19 protein-coding genes are annotated in these 19,362 nt (G+C 68.3%); 17 read left to right on the plus strand and 2 right to left on the minus strand.

Annotation, left to right across the window (positions count from 1 at the left end; genetic code table 11):
• The first annotated feature begins 60 nt into the window (after positions 1-60).
• Together ACX9OW_RS03630 and ACX9OW_RS03635 are read left to right on the plus strand one after the other, a co-directional pair.
• A complete protein-coding gene (locus ACX9OW_RS03630; protein WP_053516741.1) occupies positions 61-489 on the plus strand; it encodes a BLUF domain-containing protein in 429 nt (142 codons plus the stop codon).
• An 83-nt stretch (positions 490-572) separates the two neighbouring features.
• Positions 573-1,628, plus strand: a complete 1,056-nt coding sequence (locus ACX9OW_RS03635; protein WP_180875997.1) for a linear amide C-N hydrolase — start codon at positions 573-575, stop codon at positions 1,626-1,628.
• Here the strand turns inward: ACX9OW_RS03635 and ACX9OW_RS03640 are convergent.
• Complete coding sequence (locus ACX9OW_RS03640; RefSeq protein WP_459061949.1) at positions 1,625-2,398, minus strand: DUF6491 family protein; 774 nt, start codon at positions 2,396-2,398, stop codon at positions 1,625-1,627. The genes ACX9OW_RS03635 and ACX9OW_RS03640 overlap by 4 nt on opposite strands.
• 80 nt (positions 2,399-2,478) lie before the next feature.
• On the opposite strand from ACX9OW_RS03640, the gene ACX9OW_RS03645 reads away from it, so the two are divergent.
• The 5 genes from ACX9OW_RS03645 (at position 2,479) to thrC (ending at position 9,340) form a co-directional block, all read left to right on the plus strand.
• Complete coding sequence (locus ACX9OW_RS03645; RefSeq protein WP_262101317.1) at positions 2,479-3,174, plus strand: helix-turn-helix transcriptional regulator; 696 nt, start codon at positions 2,479-2,481, stop codon at positions 3,172-3,174.
• A 126-nt stretch (positions 3,175-3,300) separates the two neighbouring features.
• The gene (locus ACX9OW_RS03650) at positions 3,301-4,251 is read left to right on the plus strand and encodes a DMT family transporter (protein WP_128988648.1); all 951 of its coding nucleotides are present in this window, start codon (positions 3,301-3,303) and stop codon (positions 4,249-4,251) included.
• A 357-nt stretch (positions 4,252-4,608) separates the two neighbouring features.
• Positions 4,609-7,113 (plus strand): bifunctional aspartate kinase/homoserine dehydrogenase I, encoded by a 2,505-nt coding sequence (gene thrA / locus ACX9OW_RS03655; protein ID WP_164152307.1) that lies wholly within the window; start codon positions 4,609-4,611, stop codon positions 7,111-7,113.
• On the plus strand, positions 7,110-8,024 hold the full coding sequence (locus ACX9OW_RS03660; RefSeq protein ID WP_180875952.1) for a homoserine kinase: 915 nt from the start codon (positions 7,110-7,112) through the stop codon (positions 8,022-8,024). The genes thrA and ACX9OW_RS03660 overlap by 4 nt, the downstream gene beginning before the upstream one ends.
• A 29-nt stretch (positions 8,025-8,053) precedes the next feature.
• Positions 8,054-9,340, plus strand: a complete 1,287-nt coding sequence (gene thrC, locus ACX9OW_RS03665) for a threonine synthase (RefSeq protein WP_459061950.1) — start codon at positions 8,054-8,056, stop codon at positions 9,338-9,340.
• A 91-nt stretch (positions 9,341-9,431) separates the two neighbouring features.
• Here the strand turns inward: thrC and ACX9OW_RS03670 are convergent, their stop codons facing one another.
• Positions 9,432-10,184: a Crp/Fnr family transcriptional regulator gene (locus ACX9OW_RS03670; protein WP_053516731.1), complete on the minus strand. Its 753-nt coding sequence runs from the start codon at positions 10,182-10,184 to the stop codon at positions 9,432-9,434.
• 138 nt (positions 10,185-10,322) lie between these two features.
• On the opposite strand from ACX9OW_RS03670, the gene hisS reads away from it, so the two are divergent.
• The 10 genes from hisS to hisIE all read left to right on the plus strand — a co-directional run bounded on the left by hisS (position 10,323) and on the right by hisIE (position 19,325).
• On the plus strand, positions 10,323-11,720 hold the full coding sequence (gene hisS, locus ACX9OW_RS03675; protein ID WP_053516730.1) for a histidine--tRNA ligase: 1,398 nt from the start codon (positions 10,323-10,325) through the stop codon (positions 11,718-11,720).
• A 188-nt stretch (positions 11,721-11,908) separates the two neighbouring features.
• Positions 11,909-12,217 carry a YerC/YecD family TrpR-related protein gene (locus ACX9OW_RS03680; RefSeq protein ID WP_074901503.1) on the plus strand — a complete coding sequence of 103 codons (309 nt, stop codon included), beginning with the start codon at positions 11,909-11,911 and terminating at the stop codon, positions 12,215-12,217.
• A 33-nt stretch (positions 12,218-12,250) separates the two neighbouring features.
• Complete coding sequence (hisG, locus tag ACX9OW_RS03685) at positions 12,251-13,162, plus strand: ATP phosphoribosyltransferase (RefSeq protein ID WP_459061951.1); 912 nt, start codon at positions 12,251-12,253, stop codon at positions 13,160-13,162.
• Positions 13,159-14,454 (plus strand): histidinol dehydrogenase, encoded by a 1,296-nt coding sequence (gene hisD, locus ACX9OW_RS03690; RefSeq protein WP_065175580.1) that lies wholly within the window; start codon positions 13,159-13,161, stop codon positions 14,452-14,454. The genes hisG and hisD overlap by 4 nt, the downstream gene beginning before the upstream one ends.
• The gene (gene hisC / locus ACX9OW_RS03695) at positions 14,451-15,545 is read left to right on the plus strand and encodes a histidinol-phosphate transaminase (protein ID WP_459061952.1); all 1,095 of its coding nucleotides are present in this window, start codon (positions 14,451-14,453) and stop codon (positions 15,543-15,545) included. The genes hisD and hisC overlap by 4 nt, the downstream gene beginning before the upstream one ends.
• Positions 15,542-16,615, plus strand: a complete 1,074-nt coding sequence (hisB, locus tag ACX9OW_RS03700; RefSeq protein WP_283219089.1) for a bifunctional histidinol-phosphatase/imidazoleglycerol-phosphate dehydratase HisB — start codon at positions 15,542-15,544, stop codon at positions 16,613-16,615. Before hisC ends, hisB begins: the two co-directional genes overlap by 4 nt.
• The gene (hisH, locus tag ACX9OW_RS03705) at positions 16,612-17,214 is read left to right on the plus strand and encodes an imidazole glycerol phosphate synthase subunit HisH (RefSeq protein WP_053516724.1); all 603 of its coding nucleotides are present in this window, start codon (positions 16,612-16,614) and stop codon (positions 17,212-17,214) included. The genes hisB and hisH overlap by 4 nt, the downstream gene beginning before the upstream one ends.
• Positions 17,211-17,945 (plus strand): 1-(5-phosphoribosyl)-5-[(5-phosphoribosylamino)methylideneamino]imidazole-4-carboxamide isomerase, encoded by a 735-nt coding sequence (gene hisA, locus ACX9OW_RS03710; protein ID WP_053516723.1) that lies wholly within the window; start codon positions 17,211-17,213, stop codon positions 17,943-17,945. The genes hisH and hisA overlap by 4 nt, the downstream gene beginning before the upstream one ends.
• Positions 17,939-18,715, plus strand: coding sequence for an imidazole glycerol phosphate synthase subunit HisF (hisF, locus tag ACX9OW_RS03715; RefSeq protein WP_053516721.1), 777 nt, complete (start codon positions 17,939-17,941; stop codon positions 18,713-18,715). The genes hisA and hisF overlap by 7 nt, the downstream gene beginning before the upstream one ends.
• The gene (hisIE, locus tag ACX9OW_RS03720; RefSeq protein ID WP_459061953.1) at positions 18,705-19,325 is read left to right on the plus strand and encodes a bifunctional phosphoribosyl-AMP cyclohydrolase/phosphoribosyl-ATP diphosphatase HisIE; all 621 of its coding nucleotides are present in this window, start codon (positions 18,705-18,707) and stop codon (positions 19,323-19,325) included. The genes hisF and hisIE overlap by 11 nt, the downstream gene beginning before the upstream one ends.
• The last annotated feature ends 37 nt before the right edge of the window (positions 19,326-19,362 follow it).

The following is a 19,362-nucleotide window of genomic DNA, read 5'->3' on the forward strand; positions in this document are numbered from 1 at the left end:
GCTTATGACGGGCTCATCCGCAACTGCTACCGTGGCTGCACATCTTGCCAGGGAAGCGCTATGCCATTGCGAGCCATCGCCTACGTCAGCCAGGCGCTGCCGGATCTTTCCGCAGATCGCCTGCAGGCGCTGGTGGACGACGCCGCCCGTTTCAACAAGTTGGCTGGCGTGACCGGGGTGCTGCTGCATGATGGCGGGCGCTTCCTGCAGTACATCGAAGGGCCGCCGGATGGTATTGATTCGGTGTATGAGCGCATCCTGCAGGCCGGCAGCCATGTCGACATCGTCGAGCTGGCGCGCAGCAGGCTTGGCCAGCGCCAGTTTCCCTATTGGGCGATGCGTGTCCTGCAGGTGGAGGCGTCCATGCTGCATGGACTCACGGTGGGCGACTGGGCCGGATTCAGCCGTGCGCTGCAGGGCGACCGCGCGGCGCCGACGGCGGTGGACCTGCTCGCCGACATCGTGCAGCCGGCGCTCCACGCCGGCTGAGTCGCGGCAGGGGCGCCGGGCTTCACCGCTGTCTCACCCTGCATGCGCTGAGATTGGACCTCCAGGGCATGGACGGGGGCAACATGGTACGGATGATGAAGCACACAGGGGCCGCGCTGCTGGTGGCGGCCCTGGCAGGCGCTGCAATGCCTGCCTTGGCCTGCACACGTGCGGTCTATCTGGGTGACAACGGCGATGTGATCACGGCGCGGTCGATGGACTGGAAGGTCGATGTGGCGACCAACCTGTACGTGTTGCCGCGCGGAATTGCACGGACCGGCGAGGCCGGGCCGAAGTCGTTGGCATGGACTGCACGGTACGGCAGCGTGGTGGCCACCGGCTACGACGTGTCGACCACCGATGGCATGAACGAGAAGGGGCTGGTCGCCAATCTGCTATGGCTGGTGGAATCGGAGTATCCGCAGCAGCGCGGCAGCAAGCCCGGCCTGGCCATTTCATTGTGGGCGCAGTACGTGCTGGATAATTTTGCGACAGTTGCAGAGGCCGTGGCGGCGCTGCAGCGTGAGCCGTACTCCATCGTCACCGACAAGGTGCCCGGCGAGGACCGGCAGGCGACCCTGCATCTCTCTCTGTCCGATGCCAGCGGCGACAGCGCGATCGTGGAATACATCGGTGGCCGTCAGGTCATCCATCATGATCGCCGCTACCAGGTGATGACGAATTCGCCCATCTTCGAGCATCAGCTTGCGCTCAACAGCTACTGGCAGCAGATCGGCGGCACGGTGATGCTGCCGGGCACCAACCGATCGGCCGACCGTTTTGCACGCGCGTCGTTCTACATCAATGCGATTCCCAAGGCGGAAGACCCCGTGGTGGCACTGGCCAGTGTGTTCAGTGTGATCCGCAATGTCTCGGTGCCGTACGGAATCACCACGCCGGGCGAGCCCAATATCTCGTCCACGCGCTGGCGCACCGTGGCCGACCACAAGCGACGCCTGTACTTCTTCGAGTCCGCGATGACGCCGAATACGTTCTGGGTGGACCTCAACAGGATCGACTTCGGTGGCAAGGTGCTCAAGCTGGACCTGGGCAAGGACCAGCGCAACACCTTCTCCGGCGATGCGCTGGAGCATTTCGTTCCCAGCGCACCGTTCACCTTCCTCGGTGTCGGGAGCTAGTTCGACGCCTGGGTCGCGGCCGGGTAGACCGCCTGGATCTGGCAGCTGCCGCGGGTGTACAGCGGCAGCGGCCCCAGGCCGCGCTCGTCGCCGGGCTCGAACTCGGCACTGAGGATGCGATCACCCGGATTGCCGCAGATCAGTCCGTTCTGCAGCCCGGACTGGAAGCTGACCTGAGGCGCGCGGTCCAGCTGGCGGCAACTGCCGCCCAGTTCGACGCGGTAGTAGCGGTGGCCGCCATTGCGGCGTGGATTGGTCTCCACCAGCAGCCCCTGCTGATCGGAGGACCAGGCACGGACGTTGCGGGTTGCAAAACAGTAGGCGGGCGATCCGCCGAAGCTGCGGCGCTGCTCGCGCCGCTCGCTGATGGTCACCGCAGGCAGGGTCGCGGTGCTCAGGCGGTCACTGTCACGGGCGACAGTGGCGTAGTCGCGGTTCTGCACTGGACTGACCGCGCTGACCGCGCAGCTGTGCCCGTCCACGACAACACGTTCGCTGGGGCTGCCGCAGGCCCAGCCTGCCGGCGCTTCCAGCTTCAGGGAGGTGGCGGCACGCACGTTCGGGCAGTCTTCGCTGAAGTCGATCCGGTAGGCCTGGCCGGAAGCGGCACGGACGGCGATCGAGCGCGGCGAGGCCTGCTCCACCTCCTGCACGCCCACGGCGTCGAGGCAGTGCGGTGCCGGCACCCGGCGTTCCTGCCCGCTGGCGGTGACGGAAAGGGACAGGCCGATGCTCGCGGCCAGAGCCAGGGAAACCTGTCGATATGCCATGACCTGCACTCCTTGCTGGATAGACGGCCCGACTATAGCAGTCAATTGCACCGCCGGTGTCAGGCGCGCAGACTTGCCGAATGGGCGCCATTTTCCACCTCCGGCACTATGGCCAGGCCACCGGCCTGGATCGCCACGACTACGCGCAATGGGTGCTGCCACTGCAGGGCGAGCTGCAGTTCGAGCTGGAAGGGCGGGGCGGCCGGCTGGACCTTCTGCAGGGCGCATTCGTGGCCGCCGGCGAGGCGCATGACCAGATGGCGGAGGGTCCGAACGGTTTCGTGATCGTTGATTGCGGTCCGGATGTTCTGGACGACGATACGCAGGAGCACCTGTGCAGGCAGCGGTGGCTGCATCTGCCGCTGGCCCTGCGCCAGGGGCTGGCCGAGGTGCGGCAGGGGCAGCCGCTGCCTTTGCTGCTGCCTGCCTTGCTGAGGGTGTTTGCACCGGCAGGCAGTGGCGCGCGCATGCAGGGGCTGTGCACGGCGGTACAGGCCGACCCGGGGCAGCCCTGGCCGGTCGCGCGCATGGCGGCATTCGTCGGCGTCAGCGAAAGCCGGCTGCATGCGTTGTTCCAGCGCGAATTCGGCTTGAGTCCGCAGGCCTGGGTCAGTGCCTGCCGCCTGCGCTGGGCCAAGCACCAGCTGCGGACCAGCGCGCTGCCGATCAGCGAGATCGCGCTGGCCGCGGGGTATTCCGAACAGAGCGCATTGACCCGCGCGCTGCGCCGGGAAAGCGGCGTTACCCCTGCGGCCTGGCGGCGGGGCGGCCTCTGATCCATGGCGCTGCGGGAACGCAGCCGAGTGCGTCCGGCCCTGCCGGGACAGCAATAGCCTGGGTCAAGAGAGGTCGTCCGGTGGGCGGCTACACTGCGCGGCCTCTTCTCCCCCGAAGAATCCGCAATGCGCAACAATCCGATGGTCCTGGGCATCGCCAACGGCGTAGCCGCGGGCGCGCTGTGGGGCGTGGTGTTCCTGGCGCCTGCCGTGCTGCACACGTTCAACGCCCTGCAGCTGTCTGCCGGCCGTTATCTGGTCTATGGCCTCATCGCCGTGATCCTGCTGCTGCCGCGCTGGAGGCGGCTGGCACCGAGGCTGGGGCGCGCGGAATGGTACGGCCTGCTGTGGCTGAGCCTGGCGGGCAACCTGGTGTACTTCCTGCTGCTGGCCACGGCCGTGCAGTGGGCCGGTGGCGCTGCGGCCTCGCTGATCGTCGGCCTGATTCCGGTCGTGGTGACCCTGGTGGGCGTGCGCGAGCAGGGGGCGGTGCCCCTGAAGCAGCTGTTGCCCGCCTTGGCGCTGTGCGTGCTCGGCGTGGCCCTGGTCGGGTGGGAGGCGCTGATGTCCGAACACCTGGCGACGCCCTGGCGGCAGCGCCTGATCGGCCTGCTGTGTGCCTTCGGCGCACTGTTCTCGTGGGCGTTGTACTCGATCGGCAACAGCCGCTGGCTGGCGCGGCGCCCGGATCTGTCCAGCCATGACTGGTCGTTGCTGACGGGTGTCACCACCGGCGGGTTGTCCCTGCTGCTGGTACCGATGGCCTTTGCCGGGTCCGCCGGCAGCCATACGGCCGCACAATGGGGCGCATTCTGGGCCATCAGCGCAGGTGTCGCGGTCGTGGCGTCGATCGTGGGCAACGCATTCTGGAACCGTGCCAGCCGTCTGCTGCCGCTGACTTTGACCGGGCAGATGATCGTGTTCGAAACCCTGTTCGCGCTGCTGTACGCATTTGCCTGGCAGCAGCGCTGGCCAACCGTGCTGGAGGCATTGGCGATCGTGTTCCTGGTGGCCGGGGTGATGCTGTGCGCGCACGCCCACCGTGCGCCACGCGCGATCGCCGAACATGCCGGCTGAATGGACATCCCAGAGTCGACGATCGCTGCTTTGTCTCAGTTGCAACCAAATGACGGCACGTTGACAGATGATCGGCGCAGGGAGTTTTTGCGCTGCAGCACTTGACAGCAGCGGGGCGAACAGTGTTTTCTGTCCGCTATGGTCCTTGATGCCGCCACCGCCAGCCTGATTGCACCCGCTACCGCGGGGCGTCCGACTGCACCGGTCGCCATCACCACCATTACCACCACCACCGTCACCACTGCCCTGGTGCGGCCCGTCGTCTTCGTGTAACTCCCGAAAACCACGGCCCCGCACCATCCAGGTGGCGGGGAAACTCGACACCTGCATGCGACGGGGCCTCCTGCCGAGGTCTGCATGTCTTCCCACGTTCTCCCCCCTCCTGTTGCCCCGGCCGAGCTGGCCGCGCCGTCCACGGTCGTGCACAAGTTCGGCGGCACTTCGGTGGCCGACGCCGAGCGCTACCGCCATGTCGGCGGCCTGCTGCGGGCCCGCCCCGAATCGCAGCAGGTCACCGTTGTCTCGGCCATGAAGGGCGTCACCGATGCGTTGATTGAACTGGCCCAGCTGGCGGCGCAGGGAGACGAGGGGTGGCGCGAGGCCTGGCATGCGTTGCGTGCCCGCCATCGTGGGGCCGCGGTGGCCCTGCTCGGCGAACAGGTGGGCGACACCGTGGAGTGGATCGACGCGCGTTTCGAGCAGCTGTCCGAAGTGCTGGCCGCGCTGACCGTAATCGGGGAGCTGCCGCGTGAAGTGCTCGACCGCGTGCAGGGCCTGGGCGAGGTGTTCTCCGCGCAGCTGCTGGGTACGTACCTGCGCGCATGCGGCGAGGACTGCGCCGTCCTTGATGCACGCGACGTGCTCGTGGTCGGCCACGGCGAGCTGGGCGTGGATGTGGACTGGGAAGCCAGCGCCGACCGTCTGGCGAAATGGCGCCTGCAGCATCCGCAGACGCGCGTGGTCGCCACCGGGTTCGTCGCCCGGGACCGCAACGACCGCATCACCACGCTTGGCCGCAACGGCAGTGACTACTCCGGCGCGATCTTCGCCGCGCTGTTCAATGCCGACGAGCTGCACATCTGGACCGATGTCGATGGTGTGCTGTCGGCCGACCCGCGACTGGTGCCGGAGGCGGTGCAGCTGGAGTCGCTGAGCTACGACGAAGCCTGCGAGCTGGCGTACTTCGGCGCGAAAGTGGTGCACCCGCAGACGATGTCGCCGGCGATCCGGCTCGGGCTGCCGATCTTCATCCGCAACACCTTCCAGCCGACCCACCCGGGTACGCGCATCAGCGCCGAGCGCTCGCCGCGCGGACCGGTGAAGGGGCTCACGCTGAGTCCCGACCTGGCCCTGCTGAATCTCGAGGGGACCGGCCTGATCGGCGTGCCTGGCACCGCCGAGCGCGTATTCGCAGCGTTGCGCCAGGCGCAGGTGTCGGTGGTGATGATCTCGCAGGGTTCTTCGGAGCACTCGATCTGCTGCGTGGTGCGGGCTGCCGAAGCGGGCCGTGGCCGCGGAGCGTTGCTGCAGGCCTTTGCCCATGAACTGTCGGTCGGCCAGGTGCAGCGCGTACAGGTCCACGAAGGGGTCAGCGTGCTGGCGGCAGTGGGCGACGGCATGGCGGGCCAGCCCGGTGTGGCTGCGCGCCTGTTCGAGGCGCTCGGCCGGGCGCAGGTCAATATCCTGGCGATCGCCCAGGGTTCCTCCGAGCGCAACATCTCGGTGGCCGTGGACAGCGCTGACGCGACGCGCGCGCTGCGCGCCGCCCACGCCGGATTCTGGTTGTCGCCGCAGACGTTCGCGGTGGGCGTGATCGGGCCAGGCAACGTCGGTGCCGCGCTGCTGGATCAGTTGCTGGCGGCGCGCCCGCAGCTGTTGGCCAAGGCCAATGTCGATCTGCGCCTGCGTGCACTGGCATCGCGTTCGCGGATGCGGCTGGAGGCCGATGGTCTGCATGCCGACTGGCGGCAGGCGCTGCAGGCGGGCGGTGAGGCCAGCGATCTCGACCGCTTCACCGAGCATCTGCTGGCCGCGCACCTGCCGCATGCGGTGGTGATCGACTGCAGTGGCAGCAGCGAGGTCGCCGAGCGCTATGCCGATTGGCTGGCCGCGGGCATCCATGTGGTCACCCCGAACAAACAGGCAGGCGCCGGCCCGCTGTCGCGCTACCAGCGGATCCGTGCGGCGGCGGCTGCCAGCGGCGCGCGCTTCCGCTATGAGGCGACCGTGGGCGCCGGCCTGCCGGTGATCACCACGCTGCGCGACCTGGTCGATACCGGCGACGAGGTGCTGGCCATCGAAGGCATTTTCTCCGGCACGCTGGCCTGGCTGTTCAACCGCTTCGACGGCAGCCAGCCGTTCTCCTCGCTGGTGGCGCAGGCGCGTTCGATGGGCTACACCGAGCCGGATCCCCGCGATGACCTGTCGGGCGTGGATGTCGCGCGCAAGCTGGTGATCCTGGCGCGCGAGGCCGGCCACGCACTCAGTCTTGAACAGGTGCAGGTGGAAAGCCTGGTGCCGGCGCTGCTTCGCGAAGGCAGCGTCGAGGACTTCATGGCCCGCCTGGGCGAGTCTGATGCATCACTGCAGCAACGCCTGCAGGACGCGCGCGAGCGCGGCGCAGTGCTGCGCTATGTGGCCAGGCTTGACGCGGACGGCGCGTCGGTGGGTCTGCACGAGCTGCCGGCGGCACACGCGTTCGCCAACCTGCGCCTGACCGACAACGTGGTGCAGTTCCGCACCCGCCGCTACTGTGAGAATCCGCTGGTGGTGCAGGGGCCCGGCGCGGGACCGGAGGTCACGGCTGCAGGCGTGTTTGCCGACCTGCTGCGGGTGGCGGCCGGTGAAGGGGCGCGCCTGTGATCGCACGTGCATTCGCACCGGCGTCGGTGGCCAATGTGGCAGTGGGGTTCGACATTCTGGGCCATGCCATCGCCGGTATCGGCGACACGGTCAGCGTGCGCCGCATCGATGAGCCTGTGGTGCGTATCGCGGCGATCCGTGGCAGTGCGGTCGAGCTTCCACTGGAGGCAGCGGGCAACACGGCTGGCGCGGCACTGCTGTCACTGCGCGAGGGCCTGGGCCTGGGCTACGGGTTCGAGCTGGAGATCGACAAGGGCATTCCGTTCGGCTCCGGCATGGGTGGCTCAGCAGCATCCTGCGTCGCGGCACTGGTTGCAGCCAACGCGCTGCTGGATGCGCCGCTGCCACGCGCCGCCCTGTATCCGCACGCGCTCGACGGCGAAGCGGTGGCCAGCGGCGGTCGCCATGGCGACAACGTCGGCCCCTTGCTGGCGGGCGGGCTGGCGCTGTGCACCGCCGACAGGGTGGTGTCGGTGCCGGTGCCTGCGTGCTGGCACAGCCTGCTGGTGCATCCGCATGCCGTGCTGGAAACGCGCAGGGCACGGCAGGCACTGCAGGGCAGTTATGAGCTGCGCGAGTTTGTCGCCCAGAGCGCGAATCTGGCCCTGGTCCTCAGCGGCTGCCATCGCGGCGATGCCACGCTGGTGCGCGCAGGCTTGCGCGATGTGCTGATCGAGCCGCGCCGCGCCGGCCTGATCGCTGGATTCGAGGCAGCGCGTGACGCCGCGCTGTCGGCGGGCGCAATGGGCGCGGGTATTTCCGGTGCCGGTCCCAGCGTGTTTGCCTGGTTCGAAGATGCGGTGCAGGCACAGGCTGCCGCAGGGCAGGTCCGCGCGGCATTTGCGGCTGCCGGCTTCGACAGTGACGCCTGGGTCTCGCCGCTGGACGCGGCGGGAGCACGACTGTGCTGACTTCTTTCCTCTCATTGGATACCGATCCCATGCAATTCGTTTCCACCCGCGGCCAGTCGCCGGCCGTCGGCCTGAGTGCCGCCATCGCCGCCGGCCTCGCCCCCGATGGGGGGCTGTATGTGCCCAGCGCCTTGCCTGCGCCGCATCATGTGCAGCAGGGCGAGACCCTCGCCGAAACCGCCGCCGATCTGCTGGCACCCTTCTTCGACGGCGACGCGCTGCAGGAGGCGCTGCCTTCGATCTGCCGTGAGGCGTTCGATTTTCCGGTGCCGTTACGTCCGCTTGGCGGTGGCGACTACGTCCTCGAGCTGTTCCATGGTCCCACTGCGGCCTTCAAGGACATCGGCGCACGTTTCCTGGCAGGCGCGCTGTCGAGGCTGCAGGCGGGCAAGGGACGCGACCTGACGATCGTCGTTGCCACGTCCGGTGATACCGGTGCCGCCGTGGCGGCGGCCTTCCATCGCCAACCGGGCGTGCGCGTGGTGGTGCTGTATCCGGATAGCCGGGTATCGCCGCGCCAGGCGCACCAGCTCGGCTGCTTCGGCGACAACATCCAGGCGCTGCGCGTGGCGGGTTCGTTCGACGACTGCCAGGCCATGGTCAAGCAGGCGCTGGCCGATCGGGCGTTGCAGGCGGACGTGCCGCTGAGTTCGGCCAACAGCATCAGCCTGGGGCGTCTTCTGCCACAGATGAGCTACTACGCGCATGCGGCACTGGCCCATCATGGGCAGCATCGGCGCCGGCTCAATCTGGTGGTGCCGACCGGCAACCTGGGCAACGCGATGGCTGCGGTGCTCGCACGCACGCTGGGGGTTCCCATCGGCCAGATCGTGCTGGCCACCAATGCCAATGATGTGCTGCCGAAGTACTTCGAGGGCGGCGCGTATCAGCCGCAGGCCAGTGTCGCCACGGTCGCCAATGCGATGGATGTGGGCGCGCCGAGCAACTTCGAGCGCCTGCGCTGGCTGTACGACGGCGACGATGCCGAACTGCGCGCAGCCTTCCGTGCTTTCGCGGTGGATGATGTGACCATCCGCGCCACCATCGCCAGTGCGCACGCCAGCGGGGGCGAGCTGTTCTGCCCGCATACCGCGACGGCAGTGAAGGTGCTGAAGGACCTCCGCGCGGGCGGGGCGAAGGGCGACTGGGCGGTGGTGGCAACCGCGCACCCGGCCAAGTTCGAGGCGGTGGTGGAGCCATTGATCGGCGAAGCAGTGCCGGTGCCTCCGGCGCTGGCGGCGCTGCTGCAGCGTCCCGCGCATGCGGAACCGCTGGCTGCCGACTATGCGGCGCTGCGCGAGGTGCTGCTGCGCTGACGCACAGGTGCCGGGCATGGCGCGGTGTCGTCTGAAGCAAGGGGCAGGGTGGGGCGCCCGGTACCACCGGGCGCAGGTCCCGGCGCGACGCTCAACCCTGGACGTCGCCCGCCAACTGGCGCAGCCCGTCCTCGTCGAGGATCTCCACGACGTTCAGGTGCGGCAGCGCGATCAGCGCCTGCTGACGCAGCTTGGTGAAGGTGCGGCTGACCGTCTCCATGGTCAGGCCGAGGTGGTCGGCGATGTCGCCGCGCCCCATCGGCAGCGAGACGCGCAGGCCGTCGCCGCCCAGCCGCGCCTCGCGCGCGGCCAGGCGCAGCAGGAAGTCAGCCAGCTTTTCCGCGGGCTGCAGCCGCGCCAGGGCGAGGGCCGCATCCTGCGCAGCGTCCAGCTCCTGGCAGGCGCGTTGCAGCAGCTTGCGCTCCAGGTGCGGATAACGCCCGCGCAGCGCCTTCATCTGCGGCAGCGCGACGCGGCAGACCCGGCTGTCAGCGATCGCCTCGATGTCGTAGCGGTGATGGTCGCTGCCGCTCAGGCCCAGGTAGTCGCCCGGTAGCACGAAGCCATTGATCTGGCGGCGGCCGTCGGCCAGCGTCCGCACCAGGCGCAGTGCGCCGGCGGTCAATGTATAGACATGCTGGCGCTCTTCGCCGGTGCGGGCGAGGGTGCTGCCCATCGTCACCGCCTGCGAGACGGTCACCTGTTCAAGTGCCTGCACTTCGTCAGGAGACAGCGCCGAACACACCGCCAGGTGGCGGACCGAGCAGTGCAGGCAGTCCAGCGTGGAGCAGGACTGCCCGGCGGTGTCGTTGTTGGCGGACGGGGCGCCGGAAGGCCGGGACATGGTGCGTGGGCGTATCGCGGGCGGGGAGGGCCTTATGATACTTCAAGCGGCTGTTCGACCCTGCGTCAGGCGGCCGCGCGCTCCAGGGCGCTAGAATGTCGCCCCCTCCCACGTCCCGTTCCAGCAGGAGTTGCTCCCGTGATCAAGCCCCGTACCCCGCCCGGCACCCTTGAGCTGTTGCCGCGCGAGCAGATTGCGTTCCAGCGCATGCTGGACGTCATCCGCCGCAACTACGAGCGCTTCGGGTTCCTGCCGGTGGAGACGCCGGTGTTCGAGCTGTCCGATGTGCTGCTGACCAAGTCCGGTGGCGAGACCGAGCGCCAGGTGTACTTCGTGCAGTCCACCGGTGCGCTGGCCAATGCCGCCGAGTCGGGTGACCGCTCGCTTCCGGAAATGGCCCTGCGCTTCGACCTGACCGTGCCGCTGGCGCGCTATGTGGCTGAGCATGAGCACGAACTGACGTTCCCGTTCCGGCGCTACCAGATGCAGCGGGTGTACCGTGGTGAGCGTGCCCAGCGCGGCCGTTTCCGCGAGTTCTACCAGTGCGACATCGACGTGATCGGCAAGGACAGCCTGAGCGTGCGGTACGACGCCGAAGTGCTGGCGGTGATCCACGCGGTGTTCTCGGAGCTGCGCATCGGAGACTTCAGCATCCAGTTGAACAACCGCAAGCTGATGCGTGGCTTCTTCGAAAGCCTGGGCGTGGCCGAGGGCGAGCGCCAGCTGGCGGTGCTGCGTGAAGTGGACAAGCTGGACAAGCGGGGCGCCGACTACGTGCGCGAGACGCTGGTGGGCGACGGGTTCGGCATTCCGGCCGGACAGGTCGAGAAGATCCTGGCATTCGTGGCCGTGCGTTCTCAGGGGCATGCCGATGCGCTGGCCCAGCTTTCGGCGCTGGAGGACGCTGCGGGGTCCTCGGAAACGCTGCGTGCCGGCGTGGCAGAGCTGCGCGAAGTGCTGCAGCTGGTGCAGGCGCTGGGTGTGCCGGAGAGTGCCTACTGCCTCAACTTCTCCATCGCCCGTGGCCTGGATTACTACACCGGCACCGTCTATGAGACCACGCTGACCGACCACCCGCAGATCGGTTCGATCTGCTCCGGCGGCCGCTATGAAGACCTGGCCAGCCACTACAGCAAGTCGAAGCTGCCCGGCGTCGGCATTTCGATCGGCCTGTCGCGCCTGTTCTGGCAGCTGCGTGAGGCGGGCCTGATCGACGGAATCGAGGCCAGCAGCGTGCAGGCGCTGGTGGCGCTGATGGACGAGCAGGGCATGGCGCAGTCACTGGATATCGCCCGCCGCCTGCGGGCCGGTGGCATCAACACCGAAGTGCAGATGGAGCCGAAGAAGATCGGCAAGCAGTTCCAGTACGCGGCCAAGGCGGGCATCCGCTTCGTGGCGCTCGCCGGCGAGGACGAACTGGCGCGCGGGGTGGTGGCGGTGAAGGATCTGCTCCGCGAGCAGCAGTTCGAGGTATCCCGCGAGGAGCTGGCCAGCACCCTGCAGGTGGAACTGGAACAGTCGAAGGTGATGGTGTGAACTGACATTGCCGTGCCGCCGCTCTCGCGGTGGGGCGGCGCTGACCTGGATGACGCCCGCCTCTGGCGGGCGTTTTTCGTTTCCGGAACCTGAATGCTCGGGTGGAGGCGATGGGGTGGTTTGACGCACTGCGCAAGAATGCGCTAATGTACTAGCGCGCTATTACATTGATGCAAGAGAACCGCCCCGTGAAAGCCCGCCCCGACATCGCCGCCAAAGACCCCCAGGCCGATCTGGAAGCCCTGGCCCAGGCGTTCGCGGCCCTGCGTGAGCCGGAGCAGGTCATGGCTTTCCTGCGTGACCTGTGTACTCCGGCCGAGCTGGAGGCCATGGCCGACCGCTGGAAAGTGGTGCCGCTCCTGCAGCAGGGGGTGCCGTACCGCGAGATCCACGAACGCACCGGGGTCAGCGTGACCACCACCGGGCGGGTGGCGCGCTCGCTCGAGCATGGCCATCGAGGCTATGCCGCTGCCATCGACCGTCTGGCCTCGCGCTGATCCGCGCCCCGTACCGAACTTCGAGACCTTCCCATGAGTGCAACCCAGGCAGCCCCGGCACGAGACCGGCTGCGTATCGCCATCCAGAAGAGCGGGCGGCTTGCCGAGCCCGCCCGCAACCTGCTCAGTGCCTGCGGCCTGAGCTGGCGCGAAAGCCGTGACAAGCTGTTCTGCTACGGAGAATCGTTGCCGGTGGACCTGCTGCTGGTGCGCGACGACGACATTCCTGGCCTGATTGCCGACGGTGTCTGCGACCTGGGCATCGTCGGTCGTAACGAACTGGACGAGCAGGCCGCCGCGCGTCGCCAGATCGGCCTGCCGGATGCCTATCAGGCCCTGCGGGGGCTGGGTTTCGGCCAGTGCCGGCTGATGCTGGCGGTGCCGGAGGACTGGCAATGGCAGGGGCCGGCACAGCTGGCCGGCATGCGGATCGCCACCAGCTATCCCGCCATCCTCAACGCATGGCTGGTTGAGCAGGGCGTGGACGCGCAGGTGGTGGAGCTGTCCGGTTCGGTTGAGATCGCCCCACGGCTGGGCACGGCCGACCTGATCTGCGATCTGGTGTCGAGCGGTGCCACCCTGCGTGCCAACCAGCTTGTGCCGGTGCACAACCTGCTGGACAGCGAGGCGGTGCTGGCCGGTGCGGTGCGCGTGCCCGATGACGCTCGAGCGGGCCTGCGCGCCATGCTGCTGCGCCGCCTCGATGGCGTGGTACAGAAGCAGGACCGCAAGCTGCTGATGTTCCGCGCCAGCGAAGACCGTGTTGATGCCCTGGCCCAGCTGCTGGCCGATGCCGGGCCGCTGGAGCGCCTGCCGGCTGACGGCGGCACGCTGCGGCTGCAGACCATGTGCCCCGGACCACTGAGCTGGCAGCGCATGGAAGAGCTTGAGCGTGCGGGCGCGCAGGGCCTGATGGTGTTGAGCGTGGAGCGGTCGCTGGCATGAATCGTCTGATCTGGTCGCAACTTGATGAGGCTGCGCGCAGCGCGGCACTGACCCGCCCGGTGCAGGCCGTGGCCCAGCAGACGCGCGATGCGGTCGCGACCCTGATCGCGCAGGTGCGCGCGCAGGGCGACGAGGCGCTGCGTGTGATCACCGCACGCTTTGACGGTGTGCAACTGCCGTCTTTTGAAGTGTCTGACGCCGAATTCGCGACTGCCGAAGCGGCGGTGCCAGGCGATCTGCGCCAGGCCATGGTGGAAGCGGCCGGGCGCATCGCGCGCTTCCACAGCGCAGGCATGGGCCAGGGCTATGCGGTGGAGACCGCGCCGGGCGTGGTCTGTGAACGCATGCTGCGGCCGATCGGCCGGGTCGGCCTGTATGTGCCGGCCGGCAGCGCACCGTTGCCGTCCACGGCGTTGATGCTGGGCGTGCCGGCGCAGCTGGCCGGGTGCCCGCAGGTGGTGCTGTGCACACCACCGCGCGCCGACGGCAGCGCCGATCCGGCGGTGCTGGTGGCTGCCCGGCTGACCGGCGTGCAACGCGTTTTCAAGCTGGGCGGCGCGCAGGCGATCGCTGCGATGGCCTATGGCACCGCCAGCGTTCCGGCCTGCGACAAACTGTTCGGGCCCGGCAACAGCTTCGTCACCGAAGCCAAGCAGCAGGTCGCGCAGAACGGTGCAGCGGCGATCGACATGCCTGCAGGGCCGTCGGAAGTTCTGGTGATTGCCGATGCCGGTGCCAATCCGGCGTTTGTGGCTGCCGATCTGCTGTCGCAGGCCGAACACGGCCCCGATTCGCAGGTGCTGCTGCTGACCGATGATGCCGCGATGCTGGCCGCGGTCGAGGCCGAAGTGGAACGCCAGGTCGCGCTGCTGCCGCGGCAGGATATCGCCCGCCAGGCGCTTTCGGCGTCGCGCCTGATCCTGGTCGACACGCTGGCCGATGCCTTCGCGATCAGCAACCGCTACGCCCCTGAGCACCTGATCCTGGCCCTGCGCGAACCACGCGGCTGGCTTGATCGGGTGCAGGCCGCAGGCTCGGTGTTCCTGGGTGATTACACCCCCGAGGCATTGGGCGACTACTGCAGTGGTACCAACCATGTGCTGCCCACCGCAGGCGCCGCACGTGCGTACAGTGGTGTCAGCGTGGCCAGCTTCCAGAACTTCATCAGCGTGCAGAGTGCCAGCGCCGCCGGGTTGGCGGCGATCGGCGGCTGCGCGCGCACCCTTGCCAGCGCCGAAGGGCTGGACGCGCACGAGCGCGCCGTTGCCCTGCGCATGGAGGTGGCTGCATGAATGCCGGGATCGACGAGGTACTGGCGCTGGTGCGCCCCGACCTGCAGGCCTTTGCAGGTTACAGCTCGGCGCGCAGTGCGGCAGTGCAGGGCGATGTCTGGCTGAACGCCAACGAATCGGCCTGGGCCAACCCCGCGGACGCCGAGGGCCGCAGCCGGCGCTATCCAGAGCCCCAGCCACAGGCGTTGCGCGATGGACTGGCTTCGCTGTATGGCGTGCAGCCGCAACAGGTGCTGGTCGGGCGCGGCAGCGATGAAGCCATCGACCTGCTGGTGCGCGCGCTGTGCGTGCCGGGGCGCGATGGTGTGCTGGTCACGCCGCCGGTGTTCGGCATGTATGCGGTCTGTGCACGGCTGCAGGGCGCGCCTCTGATCGAGGTGCCTCTGGTCGATGCCGCCGACGGCCTGCGCGCTGACCTGGATGCGGTGATCGAATCGGCCAGAGCGCGCAATGCGAAGCTGGTGTTTCTGTGTGCGCCCTCCAACCCGGCCGGCAGCGATATCGCCCTGACCGACATCGAGCGTGTGGCCGAAGCGCTGCGCGGTCGGGCGCTGGTCGTGGTCGATGAAGCCTATGTCGAGTACGCGCAGCGGCCTTCGGCGACCTCCCTGCTTGCCACGCACGCCAATGTGGCAGTGCTGCGTACGCTGTCAAAGGCCCATGCGCTGGCGGCCGCACGGATCGGAACGTTGATCGCCGCAGCGGAACTGATCGCGGTGCTGCGTCGCTGCCAGGCACCGTATCCGGTACCGACGCCGTGCGCGGAACTGGCGGTGCAGGCGCTGCAGCCGGGAGCGCTGGCACGCACACGCGAGCGCGTGGCCACCGTGATCACCGAACGCGAGCGCCTGCGTACTGCGCTGCAGGGCCTGCCTGGCGTACGCCAGGTCCATGCGTCCGCAGGGAACTACCTGCTGGTGCGCTTTGCCGATGCCCAGGGCGCGTTCGATGCGTTGCTGGCGGCCGGCGTGGTGGTGCGCGACCAGCGTGCAGCCCCGCAGCTGGACGATGCGCTGCGGATCAGCATTGGCAGCCCCGAAGAGAATGACCGCGTGCTTGCGGCCCTGTCGGCCCGGAGGGCCGTTGCATGACCCCGATCCTGTTCATCGACCGCGACGGTACCCTCATCGAGGAACCTTCCGACTTCCAGATCGACGCCTACGAGAAGCTGCGCTTCGTGCCGCAGGTGATTCCGGCACTGCTGAAGCTGCGTGATGCCGGCTACCAGTTCGTCATCGTCACCAACCAGGATGGCCTCGGCAGCGAGGGCTATCCGCGCGCCAGCTTCGACGGACCGAACGATCTGATGCTGCAGATCTTCGAAAGCCAGGGCATCGTGTTTCGTGACGTGCTGATCGACTGCAGCTGGCCGCAGGACAATGCCCCGACCCGCAAGCCCGGCATCGGCCTGATGACGGCCTACCTGCAGGACCGCAGCATCGACTGGGCACGCTCGGCGATGGTCGGCGACCGCATCACCGACCTGCAGTTCGCCGACAACCTCAACATCCGTGGCTTCCAGTTGCGCACGGAGCAGTTCGGCGGTGACTGGGACTGGCCGGGCATCGCCCACGCACTGGCCGATGCACCGCGCACGGCCGTGGTCCAGCGCAACACGAAGGAAACGAAGATCCGCGTCGAGCTGGATCTGGATCGCGCCGGTGACGCCAACATCCGCACCGGGTTGCCGTTCTTCGATCACATGCTGGAACAGATCGGCAAGCACGGTGGTTTTGCGCTGGACATCCGCGCCGAGGGCGACCTGCACATCGACGAGCATCACACCATCGAGGACACAGGGCTGGCGCTGGGCCAGGCGCTGCGCGAAGCCTTGGGTGACAAGCGCGGCATCGGCCGCTACGGGTTCACCCTGCCGATGGACGAGACCCTGGCCAGCGCAGCGCTGGACTTCAGTGGCCGGCCCTATTTCGTCTTCGAGGGCGAGTTCAAGCGTGAGCGCGTTGGCGACATGCCGACCGAACTGGTGCCGCATTTCTTCCGTTCGCTGTGCGATGCAAGTGGATTGAACCTCAATCTGCAGGTGCGCGGTGACAATGACCACCACAAGGTGGAGGCCTGTTTCAAGGCGCTGGCCCGCGCGCTGCGCCCGGCACTGGCGCGCCAGGGCACGGCGCTGCCCTCGACCAAGGGGGCCCTGTGAGCGAAGTCGCGCTGATCGATGCCGGCGGCGCCAATCTGGGTTCCGTACGCTATGCGCTGGAACGGCTGGGTGCCAGTGTCCGGCTGGTGCGCGACGCAGAGGGGCTGGCGGGCGCACGGCGGGTGATCCTGCCCGGCGTCGGTGCGGCAGGGCCGGGCATGCAGCGCCTGCACGCGCAGGGACTGGTGGAGCCGTTGCGACGGATCGAGGTGCCGTTGATGGGCATCTGCCTGGGCATGCAGCTGCTGTTCGAGCGCTCGGAAGAAGCCGGCGTGGAAGCGCTCGGCCTGATTCCCGGGGTGGTGCGCAAGCTGGTACCGGCGTGCGGCATCCGCGTGCCGCACATGGGCTGGAACCGCCTGCTGCCACTGCGGTCCTCGCTGCTGCTGCGCGATGTGCCTGATCGCGCAAGCGCTTACTTTGTGCACAGCTACGCAGCGCCGTTGAACAGCCATACGGTGGCCGCCTGCGATCACGGCGGCCTGTTCACTGCCGTGGTGGAGCAGGGGCGCTACTTCGGTGCGCAGTTCCATCCCGAACGCTCCGGCGATACCGGATCGCTGATGTTGCGCAACTTCCTCGAGGGCACCGCTGCATGAGTTTCACCGTCTACCCCGCACTGGATATCCGCGAAGGCCGTGTGGTGCGGCTGCGGCAGGGCGATTACGCGCAGGAAACGCACTACGGCGACGATCCCCTGCCGCGCGCGCAGGCATTCGCCGCGCAGGGCGCGCGTTGGATGCATCTGGTCGATCTGGACGCAGCGCGTGCCGGTGGCTACACGCTGGCCCCGCTGCTGGCAGCGGTTCGCACGCAGACGACGTTGCAGGTGCAGACCGGCGGCGGTGTGCGTGGGCGTGATGATGTGGCGCGCATTCTCGATGCGGGCGCGAGCCGGGTGGTGGTAGGGTCGCTGGCAGTGCGCAGACCCGATGAAGTGGTCGGCTGGCTGCAGGCGTTCGGTGCGGATCACATCACCATCGCGCTGGATGCACGCCAGGACCCTCAGGGCCAGTGGCAGCTGCCGGTGCATGGCTGGACCGAGAACGCGGGCGTGACCCTGGATGACCTCGCGCTGCGGTATGCACGGGCGGGCATGCGCCACCTGTTGTGTACCGATATCGCCCGCGACGGCATGCTGGCCGGGCCGAACATCGGCCTGTACCAGCACCTGGTGTCGCTGCTGCCGGGCGTGCAGGTGCAGGCCTCCGGTGGCATCCGCGATGTGGCCGACGTGGCCGATGCGCGTGCTGCCGGCTGTGGCGGCGCCATCCTTGGCAAGGCGCTGCTGGAACAGCGCATGGACCTGGCGGAGGCGCTGGCATGCTGAGTCGCCGCATCATTCCCTGCCTGGACGTGCGCGAAGGACGGGTGGTCAAGGGGGTGCGCTTCCGTGACCACGTGGACATGGGGGATATCGCCGAGCTGGCGCAGCGTTACCGCGACCAGGGGGCCGATGAGCTGGTGTTCTACGACATCGGCGCCAGCCCCGAGGCGCGTTCGGTCGATGTGGCCTGGGTCGAGCGCATCGCACGGCTGATCGATATCCCGTTCTGCGTAGCCGGTGGCATCGACAGCGTGGAAACCGCACGGCGGGTGCTGTTTGCCGGTGCCGACAAGATCTCGATCAATTCGCCGGCACTGGGCCGTCCCGCACTGATCGACGAGCTGGCTGCCGAGTTCGGCGTGCAGTGCGTGGTGGTCGGCGTCGACTCGGTGCGCGAGGCCGATGGCGAATGGCGGGTGCGCCGCTTCAGCGGCGACCCGGACAAGACCCGAGCGGTACCCATACGGACGCTGGATTGGATCGTCGAGGCACAGCGCCGCGGCGCAGGCGAGATCGTGCTGAACTGCATGGACAGCGATGGGGTGCGCCGCGGCTACGATGTGGCCCAGCTGCAGCAGGCGCGTGCGTTGTGCCAGGTGCCGCTGATCGCGTCGGGCGGTGCGGGCACGATGGAGCATTTCGCCGAGGCCTTCGACCGCGCCGACGTGGATGGTGCGCTGGCCGCCAGCGTGTTCCACAGCGGCGCCATCGCCATTGCAGACCTGAAGCGCTACCTGCGCGAACAGCAGATCGAGGTACGGGATGTCTATTGAGGTGCGACCGTCGCTGGAGGCCCTGCAGGGGCTGGACTGGAGCAAGGGGGACGGCCTGCTGCCCGCGGTGGTGCAGGACGCCGATACCCTGCAGGTGCTGATGCTGGGTTACGTCAGCGCGGAGTCGCTGGCCGCGACGCTTGCCGTCGGGCACATGACCTTCTACAGCCGCAGCAGGCAGCGCCTGTGGACCAAGGGCGAGCAGTCCGGCAACGTGCTCGTGGTGCAGTCCATCAGCGTGGACTGCGATGCCGATACGCTGCTGGTGCTGGCCCGCCCGGCAGGACCGACCTGCCACACCGGTACGGAGAGCTGCTTCGACCAGGCGCCGAAGGATTTCCTGGGCGGGCTGGGGCAACTGGTGGCCACGCGTGAAGCACAGCGTCCACCCGGCAGTTACACCACCCGCCTGTTCGAGGACGGCATCCGCCGTATCGCGCAGAAGGTGGGCGAGGAGGGCGTGGAAACCGCTCTGGCCGCAGTCGCACAGGATGACGCGGCGCTGCTGGGCGAGGCTTCGGACCTGCTGTACCACCTGCTGGTGCTGCTGCGCGCACGCGGCCTGTCGCTTGACGACGCGCGGCGGGTGCTGGAAACGCGCCATCGTTGATGGCTGCATGTGGCCTGCGGTCCGCACGCGCTTTCGG

The sequence above is a fragment of the Stenotrophomonas genospecies 5 genome, assembly GCF_054473825.1.

What these genes read in the sequence shown, in the direction of transcription:
- thrC (WP_459061950.1), top strand. Translation starts at nt 8,054, where the DNA reads ATGCAATTCGTTTCCACCCGCGGCCAGTCGCCGGCCGTCGGCCTGAGT.
- ACX9OW_RS03630 (WP_053516741.1), top strand. Translation starts at nt 61, where the DNA reads ATGCCATTGCGAGCCATCGCCTACGTCAGCCAGGCGCTGCCGGATCTT.
- hisD (WP_065175580.1), top strand. Translation starts at nt 13,159, where the DNA reads ATGAATCGTCTGATCTGGTCGCAACTTGATGAGGCTGCGCGCAGCGCG.
- thrA (WP_164152307.1), top strand. Translation starts at nt 4,609, where the DNA reads ATGTCTTCCCACGTTCTCCCCCCTCCTGTTGCCCCGGCCGAGCTGGCC.
- hisF (WP_053516721.1), top strand. Translation starts at nt 17,939, where the DNA reads ATGCTGAGTCGCCGCATCATTCCCTGCCTGGACGTGCGCGAAGGACGG.
- hisIE (WP_459061953.1), top strand. Translation starts at nt 18,705, where the DNA reads ATGTCTATTGAGGTGCGACCGTCGCTGGAGGCCCTGCAGGGGCTGGAC.
- ACX9OW_RS03650 (WP_128988648.1), top strand. Translation starts at nt 3,301, where the DNA reads ATGCGCAACAATCCGATGGTCCTGGGCATCGCCAACGGCGTAGCCGCG.
- ACX9OW_RS03670 (WP_053516731.1), bottom strand. Translation starts at nt 10,184, where the DNA reads ATGTCCCGGCCTTCCGGCGCCCCGTCCGCCAACAACGACACCGCCGGG.
- hisA (WP_053516723.1), top strand. Translation starts at nt 17,211, where the DNA reads ATGAGTTTCACCGTCTACCCCGCACTGGATATCCGCGAAGGCCGTGTG.
- ACX9OW_RS03645 (WP_262101317.1), top strand. Translation starts at nt 2,479, where the DNA reads ATGGGCGCCATTTTCCACCTCCGGCACTATGGCCAGGCCACCGGCCTG.
- hisB (WP_283219089.1), top strand. Translation starts at nt 15,542, where the DNA reads ATGACCCCGATCCTGTTCATCGACCGCGACGGTACCCTCATCGAGGAA.
- ACX9OW_RS03640 (WP_459061949.1), bottom strand. Translation starts at nt 2,398, where the DNA reads ATGGCATATCGACAGGTTTCCCTGGCTCTGGCCGCGAGCATCGGCCTG.
- hisG (WP_459061951.1), top strand. Translation starts at nt 12,251, where the DNA reads ATGAGTGCAACCCAGGCAGCCCCGGCACGAGACCGGCTGCGTATCGCC.
- ACX9OW_RS03635 (WP_180875997.1), top strand. Translation starts at nt 573, where the DNA reads ATGGTACGGATGATGAAGCACACAGGGGCCGCGCTGCTGGTGGCGGCC.
- hisC (WP_459061952.1), top strand. Translation starts at nt 14,451, where the DNA reads ATGAATGCCGGGATCGACGAGGTACTGGCGCTGGTGCGCCCCGACCTG.